Source organism: Phenylobacterium deserti, from assembly GCF_003254705.1.
Lineage (GTDB): Bacteria > Pseudomonadota > Alphaproteobacteria > Caulobacterales > Caulobacteraceae > Phenylobacterium > Phenylobacterium deserti.
In genome coordinates this window covers 188,362-206,977 of sequence record NZ_QFYR01000002.1, presented here as the reverse complement: position 1 = coordinate 206,977, position 18,616 = coordinate 188,362, and the positions used below count along the sequence as shown (strand labels likewise).

General features: G+C 68.1%; 19 protein-coding genes. 9 read left to right on the top strand and 10 right to left on the bottom strand.

Annotation, left to right across the window (positions count from 1 at the left end; genetic code table 11):
* Positions 1-95: 95 nt before the first annotated feature.
* Complete coding sequence (locus tag DJ018_RS10685; protein WP_165842879.1) at positions 96-989, top strand: LysR family transcriptional regulator; 894 nt, start codon at positions 96-98, stop codon at positions 987-989.
* Positions 990-1,913: 924 nt separating this feature from the next.
* On the opposite strand, the gene DJ018_RS10680 is transcribed toward DJ018_RS10685, so the two are convergent.
* The 3 genes from DJ018_RS10680 to DJ018_RS10670 form a co-directional block, all read right to left on the bottom strand.
* On the bottom strand, positions 1,914-2,324 hold the full coding sequence (locus DJ018_RS10680; protein ID WP_111514942.1) for a nuclear transport factor 2 family protein: 411 nt from the start codon (positions 2,322-2,324) through the stop codon (positions 1,914-1,916).
* A gap of 182 nt (positions 2,325-2,506) precedes the next feature.
* A complete protein-coding gene (locus DJ018_RS10675; RefSeq protein WP_111514941.1) occupies positions 2,507-2,752 on the bottom strand; it encodes a tautomerase family protein in 246 nt (81 codons plus the stop codon).
* A 54-nt stretch (positions 2,753-2,806) separates the two neighbouring features.
* Complete coding sequence (locus tag DJ018_RS10670; protein WP_111514940.1) at positions 2,807-3,517, bottom strand: SDR family NAD(P)-dependent oxidoreductase; 711 nt, start codon at positions 3,515-3,517, stop codon at positions 2,807-2,809.
* A gap of 79 nt (positions 3,518-3,596) precedes the next feature.
* On the opposite strand from DJ018_RS10670, the gene DJ018_RS10665 reads away from it, so the two are divergent.
* Positions 3,597-4,481, top strand: a complete 885-nt coding sequence (locus tag DJ018_RS10665; RefSeq protein ID WP_111514939.1) for a LysR family transcriptional regulator — start codon at positions 3,597-3,599, stop codon at positions 4,479-4,481.
* Between the two features lie 202 nt (positions 4,482-4,683).
* Here DJ018_RS10665 and DJ018_RS10660 read toward each other — a convergent pair whose 3' ends face one another.
* The 5 genes from DJ018_RS10660 to DJ018_RS10640 all read right to left on the bottom strand — a co-directional run bounded on the left by DJ018_RS10660 (position 4,684) and on the right by DJ018_RS10640 (position 8,152).
* Complete coding sequence (locus tag DJ018_RS10660) at positions 4,684-4,992, bottom strand: hypothetical protein (protein WP_111514938.1); 309 nt, start codon at positions 4,990-4,992, stop codon at positions 4,684-4,686.
* Between the two features lie 67 nt (positions 4,993-5,059).
* Positions 5,060-5,980: a 3'-5' exonuclease gene (locus tag DJ018_RS10655; RefSeq protein ID WP_276309825.1), complete on the bottom strand. Its 921-nt coding sequence runs from the start codon at positions 5,978-5,980 to the stop codon at positions 5,060-5,062.
* A 64-nt stretch (positions 5,981-6,044) separates the two neighbouring features.
* Complete coding sequence (locus tag DJ018_RS10650; RefSeq protein WP_240609516.1) at positions 6,045-7,040, bottom strand: relaxase/mobilization nuclease domain-containing protein; 996 nt, start codon at positions 7,038-7,040, stop codon at positions 6,045-6,047.
* Positions 7,037-7,576, bottom strand: coding sequence for a plasmid mobilization relaxosome protein MobC (mobC, locus tag DJ018_RS10645; RefSeq protein ID WP_111514936.1), 540 nt, complete (start codon positions 7,574-7,576; stop codon positions 7,037-7,039). The genes DJ018_RS10650 and mobC overlap by 4 nt, the downstream gene beginning before the upstream one ends.
* A gap of 264 nt (positions 7,577-7,840) precedes the next feature.
* Positions 7,841-8,152 carry a DUF736 domain-containing protein gene (locus DJ018_RS10640; protein WP_111515289.1) on the bottom strand — a complete coding sequence of 104 codons (312 nt, stop codon included), beginning with the start codon at positions 8,150-8,152 and terminating at the stop codon, positions 7,841-7,843.
* 318 nt (positions 8,153-8,470) lie between these two features.
* On the opposite strand from DJ018_RS10640, the gene DJ018_RS10635 reads away from it, so the two are divergent.
* Positions 8,471-9,448: a HEPN domain-containing protein gene (locus DJ018_RS10635; protein ID WP_240609515.1), complete on the top strand. Its 978-nt coding sequence runs from the start codon at positions 8,471-8,473 to the stop codon at positions 9,446-9,448.
* On the opposite strand, the gene DJ018_RS10630 is transcribed toward DJ018_RS10635, so the two are convergent.
* Positions 9,445-11,598 carry an AGE family epimerase/isomerase gene (locus tag DJ018_RS10630; RefSeq protein WP_111514934.1) on the bottom strand — a complete coding sequence of 718 codons (2,154 nt, stop codon included), beginning with the start codon at positions 11,596-11,598 and terminating at the stop codon, positions 9,445-9,447. The two genes, DJ018_RS10635 and DJ018_RS10630, sit on opposite strands and share 4 nt — an antisense overlap.
* Before the next feature lie 145 nt (positions 11,599-11,743).
* On the bottom strand, positions 11,744-12,310 hold the full coding sequence (locus DJ018_RS10625; protein ID WP_111515288.1) for a polysaccharide biosynthesis/export family protein: 567 nt from the start codon (positions 12,308-12,310) through the stop codon (positions 11,744-11,746).
* A gap of 65 nt (positions 12,311-12,375) precedes the next feature.
* Between DJ018_RS10625 and DJ018_RS10620 the strand changes: the two genes are divergently transcribed.
* The 6 genes from DJ018_RS10620 to DJ018_RS10595 all read left to right on the top strand — a co-directional run bounded on the left by DJ018_RS10620 (position 12,376) and on the right by DJ018_RS10595 (position 18,557).
* On the top strand, positions 12,376-13,392 hold the full coding sequence (locus DJ018_RS10620) for a transglutaminase-like cysteine peptidase (protein ID WP_111514933.1): 1,017 nt from the start codon (positions 12,376-12,378) through the stop codon (positions 13,390-13,392).
* A gap of 275 nt (positions 13,393-13,667) precedes the next feature.
* Positions 13,668-14,462, top strand: coding sequence for a transglutaminase-like cysteine peptidase (locus DJ018_RS10615; protein ID WP_111514932.1), 795 nt, complete (start codon positions 13,668-13,670; stop codon positions 14,460-14,462).
* A gap of 34 nt (positions 14,463-14,496) precedes the next feature.
* The gene (locus DJ018_RS10610; protein ID WP_111514931.1) at positions 14,497-15,858 is read left to right on the top strand and encodes an O-antigen ligase family protein; all 1,362 of its coding nucleotides are present in this window, start codon (positions 14,497-14,499) and stop codon (positions 15,856-15,858) included.
* Complete coding sequence (locus DJ018_RS10605; protein WP_111514930.1) at positions 15,855-16,442, top strand: hypothetical protein; 588 nt, start codon at positions 15,855-15,857, stop codon at positions 16,440-16,442. The genes DJ018_RS10610 and DJ018_RS10605 overlap by 4 nt, the downstream gene beginning before the upstream one ends.
* A 139-nt stretch (positions 16,443-16,581) precedes the next feature.
* Positions 16,582-17,121, top strand: coding sequence for a hypothetical protein (locus DJ018_RS19180; protein ID WP_165842878.1), 540 nt, complete (start codon positions 16,582-16,584; stop codon positions 17,119-17,121).
* 116 nt (positions 17,122-17,237) lie between these two features.
* On the top strand, positions 17,238-18,557 hold the full coding sequence (locus DJ018_RS10595; RefSeq protein WP_111514929.1) for an outer membrane beta-barrel protein: 1,320 nt from the start codon (positions 17,238-17,240) through the stop codon (positions 18,555-18,557).
* Positions 18,558-18,616: the final 59 nt, after the last annotated feature.

Genomic DNA, 18,616 nt, shown 5'->3' with positions numbered 1-18,616 from the left:
GCTGTATGGCGGTGAAGCCGCCATGAGCGAGAACTAGGCCATTCAGCTCCGTCGGTGTATCCACCGCATTCGAACAACATCTATCCGAGTTTCGAATGGGCGATCGCTGGCAGGAGATGGCGGTGTTCGCGCGTGTCGCGGAGAGCGGCAGTCTTTCGCGCGCCGGCCGCGAGTTGAAGCTCTCGCAGCCGTCGGTCTCGCGGATCATCAGCGCTCTAGAGGCGCGGCTGGGCGCGACGCTGCTGCTGCGCACCACCCGCAGCGTCTCGCTGACCGACGCAGGGGCGCTGTATCTCGAGCGCGCGAAGTACTTGCTCGCGGAGATGGAGGAGGCCGAGCAGGCAACCCGGGGTGCAGACTCGCTGCATGGCGTGATCCGCTTGGCGGCGCCGGTGCTCTACGGCGCCCGTGCGGTCATCCCGGCCCTGGCGCCGTTCCTGGCGCAGCATCCGGAGCTTCGGGTCGAGATGATTATGAGCGACGCGCGCCAAAACCTGATCACCGACGGAGTGGATGTCGCCCTACGCATCGGGGTCGGACCACTGGAGGACTCCACCTTCGGCTCCCGCCGCCTCGCGCGCGTCGCGAGGCTGGTGGTCGCGTCACCCGCCTATCTGGCGGCGAACGGCCGGCCAGCAACTCCGGCTGAGCTCGCCCGGCACGATTGCATCCTTCAGCACGGCCTGTTCGGTCGTGAAAGCTGGCGCTTCAGCCACAACCAGACCGTCACGGCCGTCGATGTGTCTGCAAGGCTCTGGATCAACTCGGCGCCGGGCGTGCTGGCGGCCGCCGTGGCGGGGCTGGGCATCGCGTTAGCGACCCGCGTGATGGCAGGAGAGGAGCTGCGAAGCGGTCAGCTTGAACAGCTGCTTGGAGCCTATCAGCTCGATCCGGCGGAAGTGTACGCAGTCTTCCCCGCAGGACCGCGGCCATCATCGAAGGTCAGGGCGATCGTAGACCATCTCGCAGCGTCGCTCGACGTTCCCTAAGGTCAGCTGCGCGCCAAGAGCGGACATCGACTGCCGGCTCAGAAGCGGACCTTCAGGATCTCGGCGTAACACCGATGGCCTGCCACGCAGAACGATCAAGCGATGGGTGGGAAGCGCGCACGATCCTGCTGCGGGTCCGGCGTTGAAGCAGCGGGTTTAGCGTCGGCCGATGGGGGCGCACCGTGGTGGGTCTGTCTCTTCGCGGCTGATCACCGCGGGATAGGCCAAGGAGACGTCTCCTGCCGGATCGGCGGCTAGGATGAGTCCGCCTGGTTCGAGGAAGAACCTCCGACAGATGTCTTCCAGGCAGAGTTCGTTGCCAGCGATATGGTACGGTCGGGCTTCAGGCGGTGACACTGCAAGGCCATTGCTGCCTGCGTACTGGAACAAGCCATCAGGCCTGAGGTGCGCTTTATACGACGCGTCATGGGCGTGTGGCGGCATCGAGCCCGGTTCCCAAAGAACGTTCCCTACAAGCATTTGCCGCGTCTCCGCTTCCGTCAGAGCGCGGGTGCCAGCCGGCATCGGCCGCAGTGGTTCGAGCTTCGAGGGCAGGCAACCGACGCCAGAGCTAGTTTGCGAGCCGCTAACCAGCAACGCTAAGCCGAGTAGTGCATCTGCAGGACCCATAAGCGCCTCCTAGCCCGCGAGAGCACGAGGTCGTTCAGCGACCCCGCCGAAGGGTGGCCATGAACGCCTCCTGCGTTGGCCTTCGTCCCTCGTCATCATTCTACGTCCATCAGTTCTGCCTCGCGCCAGAAGCAGACATGGGCGGTCTGCCAACAAGCAGACGTTGGAGCCCTGACCTGTAAGGTCCGCATCATGCCAACTGGCGCTTATCCCTTGCCAACGAGGCTTTAGCCCGGCGCAACGTGATCGATCAGCTTGCAGACGACCATCCGAACGCCGGGCTAGTCGCTCACCTCAAACTTCGGACGCGGGAACAAGACGCATCGGCGCAAAACCGAGCTTATTGGCGAACACTTCCTGGACGAGGACGGCTGAGGGAAGCGGCCGCCACGCTACCTCGATCTGATCAATGAAACCGTTTTCGTTGAGGTGCAGGTGCTCGTTACCGTCGACCGTAACGCCGTCGCACGTGAATGAGAAGAACACGGCCACGTCGCGGTCGGAAGCAAACCTCAATTTGACCTCTAAGGTATCGATCGTCTCTAGGAAGCCCGTGAGGACCTCCACGACCGCGTCCTTCCCGAGGGTTGGCTCAGGGAAGATCGGACCGCGAAGAACGATATCGTCCGCAAGATGCGGAACGATCCGCAGATTGTCCCTGGTGCTCAGGGCATTGAAGTAGGCCTCCACATGAGCAGTGGTCATTCGGCTTAGTCCTCTTTGTGGGGGGAGTGGAACATCGGCTCGTCAGAAGGCGCGCGGATTGAGAGGGCCCGGGTGGAGCCGACGGGCGGGATGCGGGATGAACCCGGTCCGGCTCGCCCGCCCCACGAGGGTGTCCTTGGTCTGCCGGCTGCTGATCGAGCGGGACGCTTGGCGACGCGATTTCAGGCGCTTGGCTGGCTGTAGGCAGCGTGCAGGCGGCGATAGTCCGCCAGCGGCAGGCCACCCTGGCCCAGGTCTTCGATCGGATGTTCGTGGAAGATTACGGTTGTTTCTTCGCGGGGCTTCCCCATGACGTCGAAGAGAAGATCCGCGACGCCCTTGTAGATCGCGGCCTTCTGCTCGGCCGTGGTCTGGTCTGCACCTGGCCTGGTTCCCTCACGGGTGACGAAGATGTTCACGATCGGCATTGGAGGTCTCCGGAAGCAACGGAGAGCGCCGCCGGCGCTCTCTCCTGAGTAGGATCAGCGGCCAGCGATCAGACCGCCGTCCACGTGAAGGATTTCGCCCGTGGAGAATGCGGCATCCTCCAGGTACAGGACGGCGCGCACGACATCCTCGACCTCGCCCAGCTTGTTCATGGGGTGAAAGGCCCCCAGTTGCTCGACGCTCGCGGGGTCGTGCATCGGCGTGCGGATGACGCCAGGGGCGACAGCGTTCACGCGGATGCCGCGGGTTGCGTACTCGATCGCGAGGCTCTTGGTGGCGGCGTTCATGCCGCCCTTGGTCAGCATGGCGATGAAGGCCGGCGAACGCGAGCTGGCGAACTCCGCCGTGGAAGCCGTGATCTGGACCACATGGCCGCTGCCCTGCTGCAGCATCACTGGGATGACGGCTTGGGTGGCGAAGAAGAACCCGTCGAGGTTGGTTTTCGACTTCAGCCGGTAATCCGCCTCCGTGTAGTCCGTGAACGACTTGCCGATGAAAATGCCAGCGTTGTTCACCAGCGTGTCGATGCGGCCGAACTTCTCCAGCGCGGCCGCGACGAGCTGCTTGGCCGTGTCTGGGTCGCCTATGTCGCCGGTGACGGTCACCAGATCCGGATCAGCTGAGGTCTGGATGGAGCGCGAGGTGGCGACCACGCCGTAACCGCGCGCGCGGAACCCGTTCACGATAGCCTCGCCGATGCCCTGCGAGGCGCCCGTGACAATGGCTACCTTCTTGATGTCCGACATTGTTGAGCGTCCTTCATGCTTGCCTGGTGAGCGGATGTAGGGCGCTGCCGAGGGCGCGAAAATTCGCTATCTCTGATCAATGGCTGATAAAAAACGCACAGATCTAGATTGGCAGGATGTTCGGACTTTCGTGGTGCTGGCACGGCACGGGAGCCTGTCCGCCGCTGCACGAAGCCTGTCTGTCAACCACGCGACCATCTCGCGTCGGCTTCATTCCTTAGAGGCATGTCTTGGTGAGAAGCTCGTCGAGCGGCGGCCTGAAGGCTATGTGCTGACGCCGGCCGGCACGCATGCGCTTCAGGCCGCCAGCGACATGGAGCAGGCGGCTCAAATCCTCAGCCAAGGCCTGCAGGACGGCGCTCCGTTGGGCCTTGTGCGCATCAACTCGTCCCCTGGCCTTGCCGGCGGCTTCCTCTCCGCGCGTCTCCCGGCTCTCGCCATTCGTCACCCAGGGCTGGAGATCGATCTCGCGCCTGCGCTGCGATCCGTCAGCCTCGAACGGCATGAAGCCGACATCGCGATCCGCTTCGACAAGCCGAAGGACGGGGATGTCCTGGCGCGTCCGCTGGCCACCGTCGGCTACGCGTTCTACGGAACGGAAGAGACCTGTCGCGCGGTCGAGGAGGGCGGCAATCTGATCCTGATCGGGTTCAATGAGGCCGACGCTTACCTTTCCCAGGCAACCTGGATGGCCAAACAGTTCCCGCGCGCTCGCGTCGCCTTTCGCGCCAAGGATCAGTTCCTACAAGCCATCGCCGCACGTTCTGGCGTCGGTCTCGCCCTGATCCCTCATTATATCGGACGCGCTGACCCACTGTTGCGCATTTGCGATCTTGGAGCGGTGCCTTCAAGCAAGGAAGTGTTCCTCCTGACCCGCAGCCGTGACCGGAAGGACGCCTCCATCCGGGTCGTCGCTGATGAGGTACTTGCGTTGTTCGAGCGAGAACGTGACCTGTTCATGTGAGCTTCGCTCCACGTTCAACCGTCCTTGGTGTTCCAAGGCCCATCACCTTTGGGCATGCAGGGCTGGTTTGCGCCACTGGGGGGTGGGCGGAAGCCCTGAACGCCAGCTAGGCTCAGCAGCCGACGCACTGAATCGAGATTTCGAGCCGCCCGAGAGCGGACCTACCTAAGGTCAGCTAAGAGTCAGCAGCAGACCTTCACACCTAGGCGACTTTTTCGAAGCCGCTCTCCGGCCAAGCCTTCCGCTTGAGGCCCCACCGGGCATCCGACGCACGGTCGGCAAGAACGTAGTCCAGGAAGCGCTGGGTCCACGTCCCGCCCGTCCCCATGACGCTGACCGTGAACGCTTCACCCTCGTAGGCGCCGGTCCGCGCGAACATCAGATAGCCCCACCAGCGCGCCTCGCGCTCGGTGATCTGATGATCCCGATGGGGCGTCTGCAGAGCCTCGATCGCCGCGGGAGGCATCTCCGCCATGATCGTGCGGATCTCATCGCCGGTATGCTGCTTCATGGGCGGAGCTTAGCCGCACAGGCGTGCGATTCCCTTGCGATACCCGGCCGCACGCGTACCCCCGTGATCAGCAGCGATCGGAGAACCGGTCGTGAGCGTCGATCCGCCGGACCAGCAGATCCACCTCGCCACGGTAGATCTCGGCCTGCAGCCAGGCGAGTTCGTCGGCGCGCTCCGCCTCGGCGACGTCCCGCCACCAGGCCCGCGGCAAGCCGTTGCTCTCGCCGTTCCAGCGATAGCCGCGCGCCTTGAGCTGATCCTTCAGGTCGAAGGGCGCGCCCTCCGCCCAGATCCGGTAGACCGGCGCCCGCGCCGCCTCCAGCAGCCGCGCCAGGGCCGGCGCGCCGCTGCGCGGCAGCGGACGGCCCAACAGGGCGATGGCCGCCAGGCAGTCATGCGTGGCCCGGTGCTTCTCGTAGAAGAACCCCGCGCCGCCGGCGAGATAGGCGAGCTTGGTTCCTTCGAAGCCTTCCGCCGCCCAGTCCACCTGGCTCATCGAGCAGGCCCAGGGCTTGGTGGTGAACGTCTCGCAGAACCGCTCCAGGAAACGGCGGTCGAAGCCGGCGTTGTGCGCCACCACCAGGGCCGCCGGCGCCGCGAAGGCCGCCACCTCGGCGGGATCGATCCGGCGCCCGGCCACCATTTCGTCGGTGAGGCCGGTGAGCGCCGTCACCTCCGGCGGGATCGGCGCCGAGGGCTCGCGCAGGCCGTGGAACGGCGCCCCGACCGAATAGATCGTCCCGTCCAGCCCATAGGTGAAGGGCGCCATGGCCAGCTCGAGGATCTCGCAGCGGGCGGGATCGAGACCCGTGGTCTCGACGTCCACGAACAGCCCGAGCCGCGTCGGCGCGCCTGACGGCGGCGCGACCGGCGACCAGTCCTCCAGCTTACGCAGCACCCGGTAGCGGCCGCTGGCCTCCAGGGCGGCGGCCATCCGCTCCAGCTCGGCGGGATCGGCTTCGGACAGGACAGGTACGGAACCGGACACCGCCTGCTCCTTCCCGATTCCCACGCCGCTCGCCAGAGGGCGCCGCGTCGCGTCCGGTCCGGCTTCACCGCCCCCGGCTGCGATCCGGCCCGCCCCCGAGCGCATCTCGATCGACCGTCCGGCGCAGGGCCCTCGCCAGCCGCTCGCGGCGGGTCTCTGGTTCGGGCATGGCGGCGGCGAAGGCGGCCAGCTGAGCGCCCAGGGCCCGGTCGGCAGGGTCGGCGGCGCGGGCCAGCGCCAGGGCCTGGGCGGCATAGAGCCCCTGCACCACCGCCCGGCGCCGCCGGGCCGCCGCCCAGGGCCCCTCCTCCACCCCGCCGGACGCCGCCTCCCGCAGCGCCGACGCGAGCACCCGCGGCGCCGCCCCCTGCCCGGCCGCCCAGCGTTCGCGCATCCGCCGCACAGCGCCGCGTTCGGCCTTGCGGGCGACGCCGCGGGCCCGACGCGGGGTCGCCTCGGCCTCGATCCCGTGATCGCGCAGGGCGCGGGCGAAGCCCTGCCGCCAGGCCTCAAGGTCGGCCTTTCGGGGGTTCAGCCGCCGCCCGTCCCAGCCCAGCGCGCACACCGTCAGGTGCACATGCGGATGGTCGGCGTCGGTGTGCAGCGCCATCAGCCAGTCCCGTTCGTCGCCGAAGGCTTCCTGGGCGAAGGCCCGCGCCGCCGCGTGCAGCCGCAGCGCGTCCGTTCCGGCCGGCATGGACAGCACCAGCGACAGGCTAAGCGGCGCGCCCGCCCAGCGGCGGGGCTCCATCTCCGTGGCGTCCGCCCAGGCCTGCGCCGTCTCTTGCACCTCGTCCCGGCCCGACACCACACCGTCCGGCCCCTCCGCCTCCAGCAGCCCGCGCCGGGTGATGTATTCGAGGTGGGCCCGCAGGTGCCCCGCATCCCGCGTCCGCCCGGTCACCTTGACCATCACCTCCGGCGCCCGCCTCACGAGCCGCGCCAGCCGGGCCCGCGCCGCCGCGCCGCCGCCCGCCCCGAGCACCGTCTCGGGCCTTTGCAGCCGCACCGGCGGACGCCAGGCTTCCTCGAAGCCGCGCAGCAGGCGGAAGTCGCTCACCACAGGGTCTCCCACGCCGCCAGGTTGCCGGCCACGGCGGCCCGCAGGCCGCCCATCTGGGCGCGCAGCTCAGCCCTCAGGTCGGCGACGGCGGAAAGCTCCAGCTCCAGCACCCGCCCTTCCAGCACCGCCACGTTCAGGGCCCGGGCGATCTGGTTGACGTTGACGCCGATGCGCCGCAGCTCGCCCTGGATCGCCAGCAGGGCGCGCGCCTCGTCCCGCCCGAAGCAGGGCCTGCCCCGCAGGTGCGCCGCCACCAGCCCGGCCGCCCAGGCCGAGCGCGACAGGCCCATGGCCAACGCCGCCGCCCGCGCCGCCGCCGCATCGGCCTCGCACAGCCGCACCATCAGCCGCGCCGACCGCCCGCCGGCCAGCCGCCGCGCCTCGCCCGCCGCCGCTCCGCACCCGCCCCCCTCGCGCGCCACCGCCGACAGGACCAGCTGCGCCAGCCAGGCCGAGCGCCCGCCTGCCGGGCGCGACAGCGCCTCGACCTGCGCCGCCAGCCCGTCCGGGATCCGGGTGCTGAGCACCGTCATCTCGCGTCCTTGTGTCTACACGCTGCCGGCAAGGCTATCCTGCGCTCCCACACCCCAAGCAGACTGCCCCCTCCCCTCGGCCGCCACGAGGCGCAAGCCTACGCGCCCCGCGCCGTCCACCCGCCGCGCCGCCCGGGCGCGCCCCAGCCGGGCAGATGAAGAACCCAAACACGGCAGGACGCCCGCCGCGCAGGGCGCGGCGGGCGTCAGGTCCGGAAGCGCAGGCGCCCCGCCGGATGCCGGCGGGGCGCAGATCGGAGCGGTTCAGTTGACGGTGCGGCTCCGCGACCAGATGAGGCTGTAGCCCTCCTCGGCCTCCACCAGGGAGGCGAAGATCGGCTGCGGGAAGCTGGGGTCGTCGAGCTTCACCGACAGGTAGTCCCGGTTCTCGCGGGAGGTCTTCTTCCAGGCCGCGCCGAACTCGGTCTGGCCGGCGAAGATCCGGAAGTCCGGGGCCTTGTCGTCGCCCTTCTCGTTGGGCCGCAGCTGGGCGGCCTTGACGTTGAGGCTGAGGGTCTTGATCGAGCCGGCGTAGCTGCCGTCCGGGGTCTTCACGAAGGTGCCGATGGTCGCCATGGGATAGTCTCCTTTGAGGGTCCGCGCCGCGCCTGCCGCGGCCGCGATGGCGATCGACCGGACCGGGCCAGGGTCAGCGGCGCAGGCGAAGCCCGCCGCCAGCAAGACGGCCAGGGGCGCGGCTTTCTTGCCTCGCGAGGAATGGGCCGCCCGGCCCAGGGGAAGACAAGCCGCGCCGGCCGTTGCGCCGCCGCCCCGGCCCGGTCCAGATCCAGCCCGAAGCGACCGCGCAAGGCCGGCCGGTCCGCCAAGTCCAAGACGCGGGCCCGCGACTCAGCGAGACTCTCCGTAGACCTGCCCCTTGGACCGCAGCGCCGCTTGGTCCAGACTCGCAAGAACGCCCACGGCGCTCCGCCGCAGCGCCGCAACACGGAAGGCCCGGTGAGGACCAGTCTCGACCATCTGCCGGAGGCCAAGCGCCGCGAGCTGTCGCGGATCGTGGAGATCCTCTTCGCCGAGTTCGGGGACGCCCTGACCGGCAAGACGGCGCCGCACCGCAAGGCCGGCCGCATCCTCAAGGTGGTGCTGTACGGCAGCTACGCCCGCGGCGACTGGGTGCAGGACCCGATCGGCGGCTACACCTCCGACTACGACCTGCTGGTGGTGGTCAACCACGAGGAACTCGCCGACCTCGCCGAGTACTGGGGCCCGGCCGACGACCACCTGCTGCGCGCCTACCAGATCAGCCGCGAACTGACCGCGCCCTCCCACTTCATCGTCCACGCCCTTTCCGACGTGAACAGGCAGCTCAAGCGCGGCCGCCCGTTCTTCACCGACATCATCAAGGACGGCGTCGCCCTCTACGAAGCTCCCGACCACCCGTTCGACGCGCCCCAGCCGCTCTCCCCCGAGGAAGCCCGCCACGAGGCGCAGGGCTATTTTGAGCAGTGGTTCGAAAGCGCAGAGAACTTCCGTCAGCTAGCCGTAGACGGCGCGCGAAGGGAGATGCTGAAGGAGAGTGCTTTCCTGCTCCACCAGGCCACCGAGCGCCTCTACCACTGCCTCTTGCTGGTCCTGACGCTCTACAGCCCCAAGTCCCACAAGCTGAACTTCCTGCGCTCGCAGGCCGAGCGCGTCGCGCCGCAGCTGATCGAGGCCTGGCCGCGCGACAGCCGCTTCGCCCAGCGCAGCTGGGAGCTGCTGCGCCGAGCCTATGTGGACGCCCGCTACTCGCCGCACTACCGGATCACGCCGGACGAGCTGGCCTGGCTGATCGAGAGGGTCGGCGTCCTGCAGCGGCTCGTCGAGCAGGCCTGCGCCGCCCGGCTGGCCCCGGACGCGGCGACGCCGGCTTAACCGACGCGGCGCGCCGTGTCGAACAGCTCCTGGAGCGCGACCATGATGTGGTAGAAGCTGCTGGCGGGCGCCGGCTCGTCCACGAAGCTGCCGTCGGGCCGCATCTTGTCGCGCCAGGCGCCGCGGGTGGGGACGTCCAGGTACCGCGCCAGACCTCGGCACGCCATCAGGGCGTCGCCTTCCTCCCCAAGGATGAGCGCTGCTTTCAGGTACTCCGTCTGCGGCCAAAGGCGAGCCGTCGCGTCGCGCACCGACAGGTCGTCCCACAGGGCGTTCACCGCGACCTCGCGCTCCGTGTCGACGCCACGCTTGCCCAGTTCGAACAGCTTGCGCGCCGCACTCCTGCCGCGCGCATCGCCGCGGCTGACGCCCCAACGCTCAAGCAGCCACGCCCATTCGAAATGGTGCCCCGGTTCGACCAGCCCGGCCTCGCCGGTGATCGGACGCCACTCCGCGTCGAAGAACTCCTGCAGCACGCCGGTTTCGGGATCGATGAAGCGGTCCAGGGCCAAGCCCGCGAGCTCGTCGGCCAAGGCCGCCCACTCGGCGTCCCCGCCCGCCGCCTGCCATTCCAGCGCGGTTTCCAGGAGATGCATCGTCGAATTTGCTTGGAAAGGGTGAGACCCCGCCTCGCGGAATCCACCCTGCGGGTGCCGCATCGCGCCGATGGCTGTGCGCAGCTGCGTCGCCTGGTCGGCCCAGCCGCTGCCGGGCTCCAGCTCATGCAGCGCCGCCATGGCCAGCATGGCGAAGTCCTGCTCGTAGAGACGCGCCGTGTCGTCCAGCACCCTGCCGTCGCCGGCCAGCTGGCTGACGATCATCCCGTCCGGCCGGCGGCCGTGCGCCAGCAGGAAGTCCAGGCCGCGGCGAGCGACCCCCAGCCAAGGGCCCTCGTAGCCCTGCTTGGCCGCCGCGGCATAGACGAAGGCCTGGCGGGCCTGCACCCGGACCCGGCGGAACGGATCGTGCGAGCCGCCGCTCAGCGTCAGGCCTTCGCGAAAGCCGCCGTTGCGGGGATCAACGCCAAGCGTCGCCCACAGCGGCAAGGCCGCGGTGGTCAGCCAGTGTTCGTACCAGTCGGCCGCCGCCTTCAGCGAGGTCAGGGCCGAGCGGGCGCCGGGCGCGGCCGCCGCGACCGTCTTCACGGCCTGGCTCTCATCCATCCGACAGACCAGAACGGCATCGGCTTCGACCACGATCGCCAGGTTCTCCGCCCCGACGACCGCCACGTGAACGCCTTCGGTGGCGCGAACCAGGATGTTGTGAGAGCCGATAGCCTGAGCGCCGTCCGAGACGCTGTTGCCGTGGTCGTCCTTCGGCGACGCCGCCCAGACCGCGTCCCAGGCGCCGAGGTCCGACCAGGCGAAGTCGACCGGCAGCACCGCCGCCCGAGAGGTCTTCTCCATGACCGCATAGTCGATCGAGATCTTCGGAGCGCTGCGGAACGCCTCCCCGAGCGTCAGGGCGCCGTCGCCCCGCGCCTGCGCGACGCCCTTTCGCGCCGCCGCCGCGATCTCCGGCGCAAAGGCTTCGAGTTCGCCCAGCAGCGTCCGGGCCGTGGCGACGAAGTAGCCGGAGTTCCAGAGGTAGCCTTCAGCCATGTAGGCGCGCGCGCGCTCCATGTCCGGCTTCTCGACGAAGGCTTCGACCGGAAGCACGCCCCCCTCGCCAGCTTGCGGGCGGATGTAGCCGTAAGCCGTGGCCGGCTCGGTGGGCTGAATGCCCAGCGTCACAATGGCCCCCTCACGAGCGGCCTCCAGGGTGGCCGCGATCGAGCGGCAGAAGGCGTCTGGATCCGGCACATGGTGATCGGCCGACACCACCACGGCCACCGCGTCAGGATCGCGCGCTTCGATCCACGCGGCCGCCGCGGCGATCGCGGCGGCGCTGTCGCGTGCTTCGGGTTCCAACAGCAGCGCGCCGTCGGCGCTGATCATCTGCAGCTGAGTCTCGATCAAGCGCTGGTGCTTGACGCCGGCCACCACCAACGGCGCCACAGCCCCGGGGATGTCGGCGACCCGCTGAACCGTGGTCTGGAAGCTTGAAAGCGGCCCCAGGAGCGGCAGGAACTGCTTGGGCAAGGTGGGACGGGAGGCAGGCCACAGGCGCGTCCCCGACCCGCCGCACATGATCACCGGATAAACGGTCACTGCTCGCCTCCGAACATTCCAAGCTCGCCCTGTTACGCATGCGTCGGGCAAACACCAGCACAAGCTGTGCCTTTCGGACACAAGCCCGGCCGAAAACGCCGCAGATGCAGAAAGGGCGCCGTCTCCGGCGCCCTTTTCGAAGCGTCTAGAAGAAGCGCTCCGCGATGCGAATGGTGTCGCCCGGAGCGACCTGGGTGCTGGAGGTGAGCGCCAGCTCCTCCTCCTTGTCGCTGTTGGCGCGCTTGATGAACACCTTCTTGGTGTTGGCGCGGTAGGTGAAGCCGTTGGCGGTGGCCACGGCGTTCAGCACGGTCAGGCCGTTGGTGTAGGGGTACTCGCCGGGCTTGGTGACTTCCCCGAGGATGTAGAACGGACGGTAGTTCAGCACTTCCACGCTGACACGCGGCTCCTTCAGGTAGCCTTCCTTCAGGGCGGCCTCGACGGCGCGCTGGAATTCCGGCGCGCTGAGGCCCGCGGCTTGAACTTCGCCGATCAGCGGGAAGGAGACCTTGCCAGACCCGCCGACGAAGAACTCGCCGGTGAGCGCTTCCTCACCGAAGGTGATCACTCGGATCTTGTCGCCCGAGCCCAGCCGATAGTCCGCGATGGCTCGACCGGCTTCCTGCGCCTGGGCCACGGACGCCGCGCCCCCGAACATCAGAAAACCCATGCAAGCGACAACAACCGCCGCCAGCGCCAACAAGCGTCGCATCTTCAATCCCGCTCCGTAGACCAACGTCCCCGCGCGACACATACCGCAGTGCGGCGAAGCATGGAATGGCGCAGGTCCATCGGCCGCACCAGAGGCTGGCGCTCGACCTCGAAACACAGGCGAATGCGGCGCCTTCACAGGGCGATAACCTTAACGATTCCGATGCTTACGTCCGGCTAACCACATCCCTAGAAGCCTCATTAAGAGGGACCGGCGGACACTCACCCCAACAAATAGAAGTCTGTGGTGGTGTGGTGTTTCAGCATGCGATGTTGCGGGTGATCCCGCTCGCTGCAGGCCTGTGCCTGACGGGTTTGCCAGCCCTGGCGGCCCCGCCCTCGCCGCCCGCGGCGCTGGAACTGGGCCCGAGCGTCAAGCCTCCGCGCGGCTACGTTCAGTTCTGCCGCCGCGAACCGACGCGGTGTGGCGGCCGCCAGGCGCAGAGCGTTGCCCTGCCAAGGGTCCCCTCGCTCGATTTGCAGCCGTCGGCGGTGGGTCCGAGCGCCGGCACGCTGAACAGCGTCTCGGGTGAACCGGCGCTCTCTTCCGAACAGGTCGCAGAGCGCCTGCAAGTCGATGCGCAACCGGCAGATGGTCCGCTCCGGATGTCCCTTGCCCTGTGGACGTTGCTGAAGACGGTCAACAGCCAGACCAACGCGGCTATCCAAAGCGCCGAGGACCGGCAGACCCATGGGGTCGCTGATTTCTGGGACACCCCGCTCGAGAGCGGACGCACAGTCGGCGACTGCGAAGACTATGCGCTCGAGAAGCGCCGCGCCTTAAAGGCGGCCGGCGTCCCGCCTCACGCGCTCGACATCGCCATCGGCGTGACGCCCTGGGGTGAGACGCACGCGGTGCTGCTGGTGCGCACCAGTCAGGGCGACTACGTGCTCGACAATCTGACGGACTGGGTCCGGCGCTGGGATCTCACCGGCTATGAGTGGCGCCTGAGGCAGGTGGGCGGCGACGAAGGACGCTGGCGCCGTGTTCGCGCCGCCCCTCGCGCCCGGTCTGCCGCTGCGCTTCAGCTCACGGCCGCCGTATCGGACCGTGTTGTCGAAGATATGCTGAACGCCATGTAAACGCAACGGCCGCGCATGAACCCTGTATTCATGCTGAACGCGCGAACTACATGGTCAATAAACGCGCCGTACACCATGGCCGCTAAAAGCTTCACGATCGCATAACCACAACAGTAGAGACGCGCTTAACAGCCGCTCACGTAGAACATCACCAACAATACTAATCAGGTGATGGTGTGGTGTTTCAATATAGGACTCTGCGCGGGCTCACGCTCGCCGCAGGGCTCTGGCTGACGGCGTCTGCCGCCTTTGCAGCGCCTCAGCCGGGCCAAACCATGCGAATGGGGGCCACGGCCCTGCCGCCAGAGGGGTATGTCGCCTTCTGCCAGCGTCGACCTGAAGACTGCGGCGCCGACATCGGCGCCGTGATCCTGGGCGCCGCCCGCGCCCAGGCGGATCGGGCGGCGTTGCTTGCCGCCCTGAGCCCGGCTCAAGCCATGAGCGCCAGCGCCACGCCAGCGGCGACAGGCCTCTCCGCACCTGCGCCGACAGCGCCGCAGCCGCTCGTCCTGACAGCGCTCCCCGAGCTGCTGACCAGCGTCGTCGAGCGGCAGGCCGTCACCACGCACGCCGTGTTCGTCACGCCGGGAGCCCCGTCGGAGGAGGCGAGCCAGGCGCCCGCCATGACGCCCGAACTCTGGGCCAAGCTGAACCGTGTCAACGCCAAGGTGAACCGGGCGATCGCCCGCCGGACGGATGCTGAAGGCTACGGCCGGACAGACTACTGGGCGGCGCCGATCGCCGAAGGACGCGGGTTCGGCGACTGCGAGGACTACGTGCTTGAGAAGCAGCGCCAGCTCGCGGACGTCGGCGTTCCGCGCGAGGCGCTCAACATCGCCCTCGCCACGACGAGCTGGGGCGAAAGTCACGCTGTGCTGCTGGTCAGCACCCGAGAGGGCGAATACGTCCTCGACAACCTGAATCCCTGGGTCCGACCCTGGCGCGCCGTCAACTATCGCTGGGGCGCACGTCAGGTGAATGGGGAGGCGTTCAGCTGGGCCATGGTGCAAGATCCGAAGCCGCAAGCCGACATGCCGCGCGGCGCCCTATTGATCGCGTCCATCCGATAGGCTTCCTTCCCGCGCAACGGCGGGGGCCACCTTCTTGAACACGTCCATTGAGTCAGGTCGAAGCGCACGCTTCGCCAGCCGCCGTTCGCACGGCGACAAGCTTTGGCCGCCGCCAGCAGGCGGCTGGGTCGCCATCGCCAGCGTCGTGCTGCTTTATGGCGCGCACCTCGCATACGGCGCTCTGTACGACGCCGCCTTGCTCCTTGCGGCGATCAGCGCCGTCTTCGTGCTCGCGGCGCTTCTTCAGCCGCGCATGCGCGATGACCTTCTGCGCCTGAAAGGCCTGGAGTGGCCGGGCGCTCTTTTCGCCCTGGTGATCGGTGTCGGCGTATTGACCCTGACGCCCTGGACGCCGGGCGGCGCTCACCCGGTGTGGTCGTATGTCGGCGCGGGCAGCGCATCGTCCACCATCGACCGTTCCGCCACCATCGTGGAGCTGGTCCGGCTGATGGGCCTGGCCTGCCTCTTCCTGGTGGGGTGCGCCTGCGGCGCCCGGGACGACCGCGCCCGCTACGCTGTTCGCCTGACGCTGGCGTTTGGCGTCGCCTTCGGCCTCTGGGCCTTCATCGCTTCGGCCACCGGCGCGATCTATCAGAGCCAGGGTCACCGTCTCGAGGCGCGCTTCCTGAACCCGAACACGGCCGGCACCTTCTTTGCCGTGCTGCTTCTGCTCACGCTGCCCGAGCTTCGGCGCAAGCTGAAGAGCGAGCGCAAGCCGGATCTTACCGCTCTGCTGCCGCTGGCGGCGGCCGCCCTCACCTTCACGGTCTGCCTTCTTGCGTCGGCCTCACGAGGCGCGATGTTGGCGTTTCTCGCGGGCGCGGCGGCCTACCTTCTGGTGCTGCTGGCCACCGGCGGCCTGAAGATCTCCCGCGCCCTGCTCGGCGCGTTCGGCGGAATCCTGTCCCTGGTGCTCGTACTGGGGCTGGTCGGCGACCGGCTGATCGAGCGCGCCTTCCACACCGAACGAGACGCGGTGGTGCGGCACGAGATCTGGGCGGCGCACTGGCAGGCGTTCCTGGACTCGCCGCTGTTCGGTTACGGCCTCGGCACGGCCGAGACCGTCAACAAGACGCTGATCAATCCGTCCAACGCCGAGGTGCTCTGGAACATCAAGGCGATCCTCAACGTGTACATCCAGTGGCTCGAGGAAGCCGGGATCGTGGGGGCGGCTCCGATGTTCCTCTGCATCGGCGTCCTCGTTTTCATCACCCTTCGCGGCGCGCTTCGCAGAAGCCGGATGACCGGCCTGCTCGCCGCGCTTCTCGCCGTGGACGTCGTGTTCCTGGCCCACGGGCTTACCGACTTCGCCCTCCAGGTGCCCTCGATGGCGGCGCTTTGGGCCTGGCTTCTCGGACTGCAAGTCAGCCTCGCACAGGGGAGTTCGCGTCGATGAACACCCGATCTCAGTCCGCCAGAACGGCGGCGGTCGCCGGGCTCGCCATCACGACGCTGGTGAGCGCCAGCCTCGCCTTGGTCGCCCTCAACGCTGGAGGTGAAGTACGGATCGGCCCCGTGACGCTGATGCGTCTCGCCGCCGGATACGACCGGCGCGCAGAACCGCTCCTTGCGCCGGAAGCGCCTCCGCCGGCGGCCGATCGCGCTCGAGCGGTGCAGCTTAGCAGATCCGCACTCGCAGAGTTTCCGTACGACACCCCTGCCCGGCTACGGATCGCCTACGCGGAGTCCCTGGCGACCGGCACGCTCACCCCGACTGCCCGGACTGAGCTGTCGCGCTCCTATGACTTGGTCGCGATGGACCCCGACGTGGGGGGCTGGCGCGTGCGCTTCGCCCTGAACTTCGCCCAGCAGCTGCCGCCGGAGCTCAGAGAGGCGGTCAAGAAGGAGACCCTGGCGCTAGGGCGGACGTGGTCAACACGCAAGCAACTGAGGCAAGCGGTTCCGCTGTTGCGGGATCCGATGGGCGCGGTCTGGCTCACTCTTTGGCTCAACGATGCCGAAGCAAGCGTCACTCGTTGACCACAGTTCACCCGAAATGGGTGCACCGCAGCAGTGAGTTACCATAACGTTGATTATTAGGAGTTGAGAAAGCTTCGCCGTTGTGGCTGTAGCTCACCAAGCGGCGCCTTGGCCGCTTTGGATTCTGGTGGGGGGACCGATGAGCCTCAAGCAACTCTCTTTCGGCGCCGCAGCGCGTCTCTTCGCCGCGACGGCTCTGCTCGGCGGCGTGGCGGTTCCCGTAATCGCCCAGGCGCAGACGGCGGCTGAACAAGCCGCGGCTCTTGCCGACAGCATCGCGGCGGCCGTGCAAGCGGCGGTGGCGCAAGGCGATCAATCGCCGGAAGCCGTGGCGGCTCGCGTTAACCTGGCGATCGCTCAGGTGACGGCCAACGTCGATCCGGCCATCAAGCAAGTGGCGCTCCAACAGGCGCAAGCGCGCGTCGCGAGCATCGTGGCGTCGGTGCCCAGCATCGCCGCCAACCCGACCGCGCAAGCGGCGGTGACCCAGGCGGTGAACGCCGCCCTCACGACGCAGCAAGCGATCGTCACGGCGCAGCTTAACGCAGCTCCGGGTGCGACGGGCGGCGCCGGTACGGGCGCAGGCGCGGCAGGCGGTCCCGTGGGCGCTGCAGCGATCGCCGGCGGCCCCGCCGCGGGCGGCGGCGGCGGCGGCGGCGGCGGCGGTCAGCACCGCTAAGCGACAGTCTACGGCGGGCGGCCTCGACGCCGCCCGTCCGATATCAAAAGATCATCATCGAGCGATTTGGACAGCCGCCCGCAAGGCGCGCGGCTGCAACTTGACGGGGCGTCAACGTGACTTCGAACAAGCGTATTCTTTTCGCCGGGTTGGCGATCGCTTTGACGGCTGGCGGCGCCGCAAACGCCCAGTCCGCCCGCGGCGCCCTGGCTCAAGCCAGCGACACAAGCAGTAACTTCCGCCGTGACCGCAACATCGCCGTGCGGCAGCGCCCCCATGAAGGCTACGAAGCCCTGGGCGTCCGCGCCGGCGCCTTCATGGCCTGGCCGAAGCTGACCACCACCGTCGAGCACAACGACAACGTCTACGCGACCGCGGTGAACGAGCAGGACGACATCGTCGCGCACGTCGTCCCCGAAGTGGTGCTGACCTCCACTTGGTCGCGACACATGGTGCAGGCGTTCGCCCGCGCTCAGATCCACCGTTTCAAGGATCTCGAAACGGAGAACACCGAGGAGTACTCGGTGGGCGCCCAAGGCCGCCTTGACGTCCTTCGCTCGTTCCAGGTGCGCGGCGGCGCCGACTGGTCGCGCCTGGTTGAGCCGCGGACGTCGTCCGCCTCCCCGACCAACACGCTCGAACCCATCCGTTACGAGCTGTCGACCGCCAACATCGGCGCGATCCGCGAGTTCAACCGCCTGCGCGTGTCGGGCCGTTTCGACGTGCGCCGCTTCGACTACGAAAACGGCGTCACCACCACCGGCGCGCCCGTGCTGCAGGACGACCGCGACCGGAGCGTCTACACCGTGACCGGCCGTGCCGAGTACGCCGTCAGCCCGGACACGGCGCTATTCGCTCAGGTGTCGGGCAACACCCGCGCCTATCGTCTCAACAATCCTTCGGCTAGCCTCTACCCGGCCTTCGTCAACCGTGACTCCGAGGGCTACGAGGCGCTGGTCGGTGCAAACTTCGAGCTTTCGGCTCTGGTCCGCGGCGAGCTCGGCGTCGGCTACCTCCATCAGGAGTTCGACGATCCCCGCTTCAATGAGATCGACGGCCTCGGCGCGCGGGCGCAGGTGGAGTGGTTCCCCACGCAACTCGTGACCGTGACCCTGACCGGATCCCGCACGGTTGAAGACGCCGGCATCATCGGCTCTTCCGGCTATCTGTCGAGCAACCTCGGGGCGCAACTCGACTACGAGCTGCTGCGCAACGTGATCGTCGGGGCGCAGGCGTCCTACGGCAACGACGACTACGAAGGCATCGACCGCGAGGACAAGCGGTTCGTGGCCGGCGTAAGCGCCACCTATCTGATGAACCGCAACGTCGGGCTCACCGTCGGCGTCACCCACTTCGAACAGGAGTCCGATGGCGCCGCCGGCGGCCAGGATTTCGAAGTCAACCGCGTCGGCGCCACGCTTACCCTTCAGTACTGACATATCGTCGCGACCCCAGGTTGGGGTCTGGCGTGATTTTTGAAGACTGGTAGCGGTCT